Annotated in this window: 7 protein-coding genes; 3 read left to right on the top strand and 4 right to left on the bottom strand. The window is 68.7% G+C overall.

Annotated elements, in window-relative coordinates:
• Positions 1 to 414: 414 nt before the first annotated feature.
• From RT513_RS17360 to rsmD, 3 genes are all read left to right on the top strand, one after another.
• Positions 415 to 1,599, top strand: coding sequence for a GNAT family N-acetyltransferase (locus RT513_RS17360; protein WP_088216638.1), 1,185 nt, complete (start codon positions 415 to 417; stop codon positions 1,597 to 1,599).
• Between the two features lie 646 nt (positions 1,600 to 2,245).
• Positions 2,246 to 3,451, top strand: coding sequence for an NAD(P)/FAD-dependent oxidoreductase (locus tag RT513_RS17355; protein WP_290685444.1), 1,206 nt, complete (start codon positions 2,246 to 2,248; stop codon positions 3,449 to 3,451).
• On the top strand, positions 3,451 to 4,020 hold the full coding sequence (gene rsmD, locus RT513_RS17350) for a 16S rRNA (guanine(966)-N(2))-methyltransferase RsmD (protein ID WP_290685442.1): 570 nt from the start codon (positions 3,451 to 3,453) through the stop codon (positions 4,018 to 4,020). The genes RT513_RS17355 and rsmD overlap by 1 nt, the downstream gene beginning before the upstream one ends.
• 10 nt (positions 4,021 to 4,030) lie before the next feature.
• Here rsmD and RT513_RS17345 read toward each other — a convergent pair whose 3' ends face one another.
• The 4 genes from RT513_RS17345 to recF all read right to left on the bottom strand — a co-directional run bounded on the left by RT513_RS17345 (position 4,031) and on the right by recF (position 7,150).
• Positions 4,031 to 4,345 (bottom strand): multidrug efflux SMR transporter, encoded by a 315-nt coding sequence (locus RT513_RS17345; RefSeq protein ID WP_290685440.1) that lies wholly within the window; start codon positions 4,343 to 4,345, stop codon positions 4,031 to 4,033.
• 354 nt (positions 4,346 to 4,699) lie between these two features.
• Positions 4,700 to 5,395, bottom strand: coding sequence for an FMN-binding negative transcriptional regulator (locus RT513_RS17340; protein WP_290685438.1), 696 nt, complete (start codon positions 5,393 to 5,395; stop codon positions 4,700 to 4,702).
• Between the two features lie 211 nt (positions 5,396 to 5,606).
• Positions 5,607 to 6,050, bottom strand: a complete 444-nt coding sequence (locus RT513_RS17335; protein WP_290685434.1) for a VOC family protein — start codon at positions 6,048 to 6,050, stop codon at positions 5,607 to 5,609.
• Positions 6,047 to 7,150 (bottom strand): DNA replication/repair protein RecF, encoded by a 1,104-nt coding sequence (recF, locus tag RT513_RS17330; RefSeq protein WP_290685429.1) that lies wholly within the window; start codon positions 7,148 to 7,150, stop codon positions 6,047 to 6,049. Before recF ends, RT513_RS17335 begins: the two co-directional genes overlap by 4 nt.
• Positions 7,151 to 7,163: the final 13 nt, after the last annotated feature.

Here is a 7,163-nt window from a genome sequence, read left to right as displayed (position 1 = left end):
TGCGGTGCGGTGCGGTGCGGTGCGGTGCGGTGCGGTGCGGTGCGGTGCGGTGCGGAAAGCCGCTGCATGCCCTCTGCCGATGGTCCAGAGCAATCTTTCACCCCGGCGACGCGATGGGGCATCCGGGGCCCTGTCTTGCAGGGGTTCGCCGGGCGGCCGCGCGCGCCTGAATTACCGGCCCTCTGGTCTTTGCGCGCAGCAGTGCCGGGCAGTAGTCCCTGAGCACAGACCTCCCGTCATAGCTGTGTTGCCCTACAGCGGCCGTGTGACAACAGGGCGCAAGCCGCATCGGCGAAACCGGTCCCGCGCGGTCAGGCCGCCCATTCCCCCCGCCATGGCCGGTGATGCTTGACGGGCCGGTGCATTGCGCCAGAGTCGGAGCATCCCTCCCCCCAGGGGCCGCGCGGAGCGACAATGGAAACCCCGATAGAAGTCACCTTTCATTCCCGCATCGAAGAAATCGGCGCGGACACATGGGACGCCTGCGCCGCGCCGGAGACCGCGAGCGGCGGCCGTCCGTTCGACCCGTTCACCACCTACCGCTTCCTCGCCGCGCTGGAGGAGTCGCGATCCGTCGGCGGCAGCAGCGGCTGGATGCCCCGCCACGCGGTCGTCCGCCATGCGGGAGAAGCCGTCGCGGTTGCCCCGCTCTACGTGAAATCCCACAGCCGGGGCGAATACATCTTCGATTTCGCCTGGGCGGAGGCATGGGAGCGGGCGGGCGGGCGCTATTATCCGAAGCTCCAGATCGCCGTGCCCTTTACCCCCGCGACCGGGCGGCGGCTCCTGACCCGTCCGGGCTTTGAGGAACTCGGCCGTGCGGGCCTTCTGGCCGGGGCCACGCAACTGGCGGAGGCGAACCAGCTTTCGTCCCTGCACATCACCTTCTGCACGGCGGAGGAAGCGGAGGCGGGCGCGGCGATGGGGCTTCTTCATCGCGTCACTCAGCAATTCCACTGGGAGAACCCGGGCTATGCGGATTTCGACGCCTTCCTTGCCGAACTTGCCTCCCGCAAGCGCAAGACGATCCGCAAGGAACGCGCGGCGGCGCAGGGTTTCGGTGGAGAGATCGTCGCCCTCACCGGCGATGCCATCGAGCGCGCGCACTGGGACGCCTTCTGGCGCTTCTATCAGGACACCGGCGCACGCAAATGGGGCAGCCCCTATCTGACCCGCGCCTTCTTCGACCGGCTCCATGAAACGATGCGGCAGGATATCCTGCTGGTCATGGCCCGGCGGCGCGGAAGCTGGATCGCGGGGGCGCTGAATTTCATCGGACGCGACACGCTCTATGGCCGCTACTGGGGCGCGCTGGAGGAGCATCCCTTCCTGCATTTCGAGGCGTGCTATTATCAGGCGATGGACTTCGCCATCGACAATCGACTGGCACGGGTGGAGGCCGGGGCACAGGGGGAGCACAAGCTCGCCCGCGGCTATCTGCCGACCCAGACCCATTCCCTGCACTGGATCCGGGACGAGGGCTTCCGCCGCGCCGTGGAGCAGTTCCTGACCGCGGAGCGGGAGGCCGTGTCGGAGGAAATGGAGGTGCTGACGAGCTACGGTCCCTTCCGCCACCACCCGGAGGCAGAGCAGCAGTAACCTATCGGGAGCGGACGCGGGTTGAGGCGGGTCATGCCGTCGCCGCCCGCCTCTCCGGCCTGCTGCACGGCAGGCCGACGGTCGTCTCCACAGGCGGGGGAGCGGTCCGAGACGCAATGCCGACGCGCCCCCGCGCCCCTCCACTATCGCAAAGCTCACGGCCCTTATTCCCCGGCAGCGAGCTCGGGATCGTCTGTCGAATAACGCCTCGCCCCATCCACATCCGTCTGGCACATAACCGCGCGGGGGGTCGCGCTCCCGCGCCATGGACGGACGAAGCGCCCGATCTCAGCTCATGCCCCCGATCGACCAGAGGACGACCCGGACCTGACCCGTGTGCCAGCCTCGCCCGTTGCAGCATATGCGCCCGCAGCGGCATCGATGCAGTTCCATCGACCGGACCCCGCTCAGGTGTCATAGCTCACATGCCCGCGCGCTCCGGGGACGGCCCGGCCCTGAGCAGCGTCGTTGACCCCTCCCGCCGTAGCACCCCTCCCACCGTAGCACATGAACGCGCGGCGGCGCCGGGGCGGCTCATGGCCGTGTGTTCAAGTGATAGCTCACGCTCCCTCTCGTCATCGCCTGCCCGCGTTGCGCCGGGCGCAGGCTCTCATTATGGTTCGCTTCAATCATGGCGGAGGGTTGCATGACGAGGATCGTGGTGGTTGGCGCGGGGCAGGCCGGAGCGTCGCTGGTGGCGAAGCTGCGGAGCCTTGGCTTTGCCGGAACGATCACCCTGATCGGCGAGGAACCCGTGCCGCCCTACCAGCGCCCGCCCCTGTCCAAGAAATACCTGCTGGGCGAGATGGAGGAGGAGCGGCTCTACCTCCGTCCGGCGCAGTTCTATGTGGACAACGACATCGCCCTGCGGCTTGAAACCCGCGTCACCGCCATCGACGCGACGCGGCGGATCGTGACGGCGGGCGGCGAAGCGATCCCCTACGATCACCTCGTGCTGGCAACCGGCGGGCGGGCCCGAGCGCTCTCCCCCGCCGTGGCGGGCCATCGCGACGGCATCCACCTCGTGCGGACGCTCGCAGATGTGGACCGGATGGCGCCGGAGTTCACCGCGGGGCGCAAGGCGCTGGTCTTGGGGGGCGGCTATATCGGGCTGGAAGCGGCGGCGGTGGCCGCGCTCCGGGGGCTGGAAGTCACGCTGCTCTCGGCCAATGGGCGCATCCTGCGCCGGGTCGCATCGGAAGCGACGGCGGATTACTTCCGCACCCTTCACCAGCGCCACGGCGTCAGCATCCGCGAAGGCGTGGGCATTGCCGAGCTTCTGGGAACCCAGCGCGTGACCGGGGCCGTCCTCACCGACGGCAGCCGGGTGGAGGCGGATTTCCTTATCGCGGGCATCGGGCTGGATGCGGCGACGGAACTGGCGCAGTCGGCGGGGCTGACGCTCGACAACGGTATCGCGGTGGACGATTTCGGCCGCACCTCCGATCCAGCGATCTGGGCAGCGGGGGATTGCGCCTCCTTCCCGCTCGCGGGGGGGCGGATCAGGCTGGAAAGTGTCCAGAACGCCATAGATCAGGCGGAGCGCGTGGCGGAAAACATGCTTGGCGCGGCGAAACCCTACGTGCCGGTGCCGTGGTTCTGGTCGGACCAGTATGATGTGAAGCTCCAGATCGCCGGACTGTCCTCCGGCCACGATCAGGTGGTCGTGCGTGGCGCGGGGGAGACGGCGCAGTCCCACTGGTACTGGCGGCGCGGGCAGTTCATCGCGGTCGATGCGATGAATGACGCGCGGGGCTACATGGTGGGCAAGCGTCTGCTGGAAGCGGGCCGGAGCCCCGACCCGGCGGTGATCGCCGACCCGTCCGCCGATCTGAAGGCGTTGCTGCGCTGATGCGGATCATCGGCGGCAGATTTCGCGGCACCCAGCTTGCCGATGTGGGCGAAGGCGATGCGGCGGCCCACCTGCGCCCCACGACCGACCGGGTGCGGGAGGCGATCTTCAACCTCCTTCAGAACGGCGGCTATGGCGATCCGGTGGCGGGCGCGCGCGTGCTCGACCTGTTTGCCGGAACCGGCGCGCTGGGGCTGGAAGCCCTGTCGCGCGGGGCGGCGAAGGTCACCTTTGTCGAGGATGGCGTGAAGGGGCGCGCGCTGATCCGCAGCAACGTGGAAAAGCTGCGGGCGCAGGGGGCCATCGACCTCTACCGGCGCGACGCGACGCGGATGGGGCCAAACCGGGGGGAGCCTTACGGGCTTGTGTTCCTCGACCCGCCCTATGGGATGCAGCTCGGGGAGCAAGCGCTCTCCTCCTGCCGGGAGGGGGGCTGGATCGCGGCGGACGCCCTGATCGTCTGGGAGGAAAGCACCCCCCCTGCACCCCCGGAGGGGTTCGAGCAACTTGACCAGCGGCGCTATGGCGACACGATCGTCACGATCCTGCGCGCCCTTCCCGAAGGCTAAGGGCCCCGCGTCAGGAGACGAGCTTCAGCCCGATCACCCCTGCCCCGATCATGCCGATGCAGGCGAGCTGCCCGGCGCTCAATGCCTCGCCATAGATGAGATAGCCGGTCAGGGTGGTCCCGATGATCCCGATGCCGCACCAGACGGCGTAGGACAGGCCGATCGGCAGCGTCCGCGCCGCAAGAGCCAGAAAGGCAACGCTCGTCGCCATGGCGAGGAGCAGGAGCACTGTCGGCCCCAGCCGGGTGAAGCCGTGCGTATGTTTCAAAAGCCCTGCCCAGACGATTTCCGAGGCACCTGCAAGAAACAGATAGAGCCAAGCCATGGCCATTCTCCGTGGTCATGACAGGGTCGTCCCCGTCCGGTGTGCATGGAATGCCGGGCCGTCCCGACAGACGGAGATCTAGACATTCCCCCGGCGGGGTCAAGTGCAGGCCGCCGAAGATCGGCCTCCCCGTAGGGATCTGACGCCGGAGAAGGTCGTGCGGACTGCCCCCGGAGCTACGATCGCCGAGGCAGGCGCCGTCGATGCTCTCCTTCCCGTCTTCTGTCCCTGTGATTCTGGGTCCGTGATTCTGGGCCCGCGCTTCTGTCCCCATGATTCGCCTCCCCCATCGCATGGCGGGGGCATGGCGGGAGCTGTGCACGGACCAATTGGCCGATGCGCTGACCAGACCGGTCAGGCGAGGGGGACAAGCCCTCCCACCGCCCTGTCGCCGGGACTTTCGCTTTGGCTCAGCCCTGCGGCCACGCCCTCCCTGTCGGACGGGCTGCGGTTCTGGCTCATCTTGCGCTTGCCCTCCAGCGTGGCGATGGGCAGGCGGAGACCGACGATCCCGCGAAGCTGGGCGCGGATGAACGACTCCGGCGCGTCGGAAACCGCCCAGGGCGCGGCGCGGCCGGCCTCATGCGAGTCGGTCAGCCGGGTCACGACATCCAGCAGCCTGTCGGCATCCTCGAAGAACTCCACCGGCCCGCGCGCATGAACGGTGAGGTAGTTCCACGTCGGCACGACCTTGCCCGTTTCCTGCTTGGTCGCATACCAGCCGGGGCTGACATAGGCGTCGGGGCCGGAGAAGATAGCGAGTGTCTCGCCCACCGCCACAGCCCGCCAATGGGGATTGGCCCGTGCGACATGGCCGTAGAGCGTGCCGAGCGGCCCCTCCTCCGGGTCGAGCCAGAGGGGAAGCGGCGTGCACTCAACCCCTGCCGCCGTGGCCGTGACCAGATTGGCGAAGGGCGCGGCCCGCATCAGGGCGCAAAGGGCGTCGCGGTCATCGTCACGAAAGGCGGGCGGCGTGTACATGGGCGTTCTCTCCTTCGACACCGGGATAGCGCGGATGGCGCCGCGCGTCACCTGGCCGAAGCGGGTCATCCCCGCCCTCCGCCGCAAGGCGGTAACAGGTTGCTGAAAAAGTTCAGAATTGCCGTGCCTATACTCTGAAAATTGGGAAATCAGCCCAGAATGACCCGGAAACGTGTGGATTTCCGGCAGGGTTTCACCAGATTGCAGACGATCTCTGCTCCAACGCAGACCTGAAAGCCTTTTCCCAGCAGCCTGTTAACCCCCGCGCGTCTTCCGGATCTCAGTCCAGACTGTCGGGAGGGGCGGGCAGCGTCAGGCTGCCATCGTCGTTCAGCGGCCAGAACGGGTTATGGGCCAGTTCCCAGACATGCCCGTCGGGATCGGCGAAATATCCTGAATGGCCGCGCCAATCGGTGGCAACGGGACGTTTGAGCGGCGTGGCCCCCGCCTCCACCGCATCGGCAAAGGCCGCCTCCACCTCCTCCACCGTGGCGAAGTTCTGGGCGAGCGTGATCGCTCCGGTGCCGAGCGGCGACTGCGGGCGGCCCTGATCCGCGGCAAGGTCCGCCAGCCCGAACAGCGCCAGCGCCTGCCCGTGAAGCTGATAGAAGGCGACGCCCTCCTGCTCCTCCACCGGCTTCCAGCCCAGCCGGCCGTAAAAGCCCTTGCTCCGCCCCAGATCGGCGACGCCGAGCGTCACGAGGGTAATCCGCTCTGGGATCATGGCATGCTCCTGTGCTGGACGGAGGAGCGGCCCCCCGCCTCCTCCACCGCGTAGAAGCTGGCCCGGCCGGCAAGACTTTCAAACAGCACCGGATCCGTGCCGGTAAGGAAGGCCTGCGCCGCGAGCGCCACGATCTCCTCCGCGAGCGCGGCGCGGCGCTCCGGGTCCAGATGCGCGGCGGCCTCGTCCAGCAGCAGCAGCGGCGGGTGGCCGGTATCCTCCGCGAGCGCCCGGGCATTGGCGAGGATCAGCGACAGCAGGAGCGCCTTCTGCTCCCCGGTGGAGCAGAGCGCGGCCGCCATGCCCTTCTCCCGCCAGACGGCCTCTATATCGGCGCGATGCGGCCCGGTCAGCGTGCGCCCCGCCGCCATGTCGCGCCGTCGGCCCTCCGCGAACTGCCGGGCGAGCGCCACGGCATCGGCTTCCGGCGCACCCTCCGGCTGGGTGAGCATGAGATCCGCAGCGGGAAAGCGCGTCTCCGCCCCCGCCTGCGCGGCAGCGATCCGGGTGAGCGCGGTGATCCGGTTGGCGGTGATCCGGGCCCCCGTCTCCGCCATCTGCGCTTCCAGCGCGTCGTACCAGTAGGGGTCTTGGATCCCGTCGCGAAGCAGGCGGTTCCGCTCCCGCATCGCCTTGTCATAGGCCAGCGATGCCTCCGCATGGTCCGGCTCAAAGCTCATGGCGACCCGGTCGAAGAACCGTCGGCGCCCCTCGGCCCCCTCCGACCACAGCCGATCCATCGCGGGCGTCAGCCAGAGCACCGTCATCAGCCTTGCCAGCGCCACCTGCGGCGCCGCCTTGCCGTCGATCCTCACCTGGCGCGTACCGCCGGCCTCCGCCCAGGTCTCCACCTCATGCGGCAGATCGCCCTGCACGCCGGCGACGACCTTCCAGCCGAGCCGTTCCGGCTGCCGGGCAAGTTCCTCCGGCCCCGCACGGCGCAACCCGCGGCCCGGAGACAGCAGCGACAGCGCTTCCAGCAGGTTGGTCTTGCCCGAGCCGTTGGCCCCCCAGATGGCAACCGGCCGGCCATCGAAGGCCAGCCGGGTCAGCGCATGCGAACGGAAATGCGACAGCAGAAGGCCGGTGACCCATGCCATGGGGCGCTGGCTG

Origin of the sequence: Haematobacter sp., assembly GCF_032102465.1 — a bacterium.
Lineage (GTDB): Bacteria > Pseudomonadota > Alphaproteobacteria > Rhodobacterales > Rhodobacteraceae > Haematobacter.
Note: the sequence above shows the minus strand (reverse complement) of the source record. Positions and strands in the feature narration are given on the sequence as shown.

What these genes read in the sequence shown, in the direction of transcription:
- RT513_RS17360 (WP_088216638.1), top strand. Translation starts at nt 415, where the DNA reads ATGGAAACCCCGATAGAAGTCACCTTTCATTCCCGCATCGAAGAAATC.
- RT513_RS17355 (WP_290685444.1), top strand. Translation starts at nt 2,246, where the DNA reads ATGACGAGGATCGTGGTGGTTGGCGCGGGGCAGGCCGGAGCGTCGCTG.
- rsmD (WP_290685442.1), top strand. Translation starts at nt 3,451, where the DNA reads ATGCGGATCATCGGCGGCAGATTTCGCGGCACCCAGCTTGCCGATGTG.
- RT513_RS17345 (WP_290685440.1), bottom strand. Translation starts at nt 4,345, where the DNA reads ATGGCTTGGCTCTATCTGTTTCTTGCAGGTGCCTCGGAAATCGTCTGG.
- RT513_RS17340 (WP_290685438.1), bottom strand. Translation starts at nt 5,395, where the DNA reads ATGACCCGCTTCGGCCAGGTGACGCGCGGCGCCATCCGCGCTATCCCG.
- RT513_RS17335 (WP_290685434.1), bottom strand. Translation starts at nt 6,050, where the DNA reads ATGATCCCAGAGCGGATTACCCTCGTGACGCTCGGCGTCGCCGATCTG.
- recF (WP_290685429.1), bottom strand. Translation starts at nt 7,150, where the DNA reads ATGGCATGGGTCACCGGCCTTCTGCTGTCGCATTTCCGTTCGCATGCG.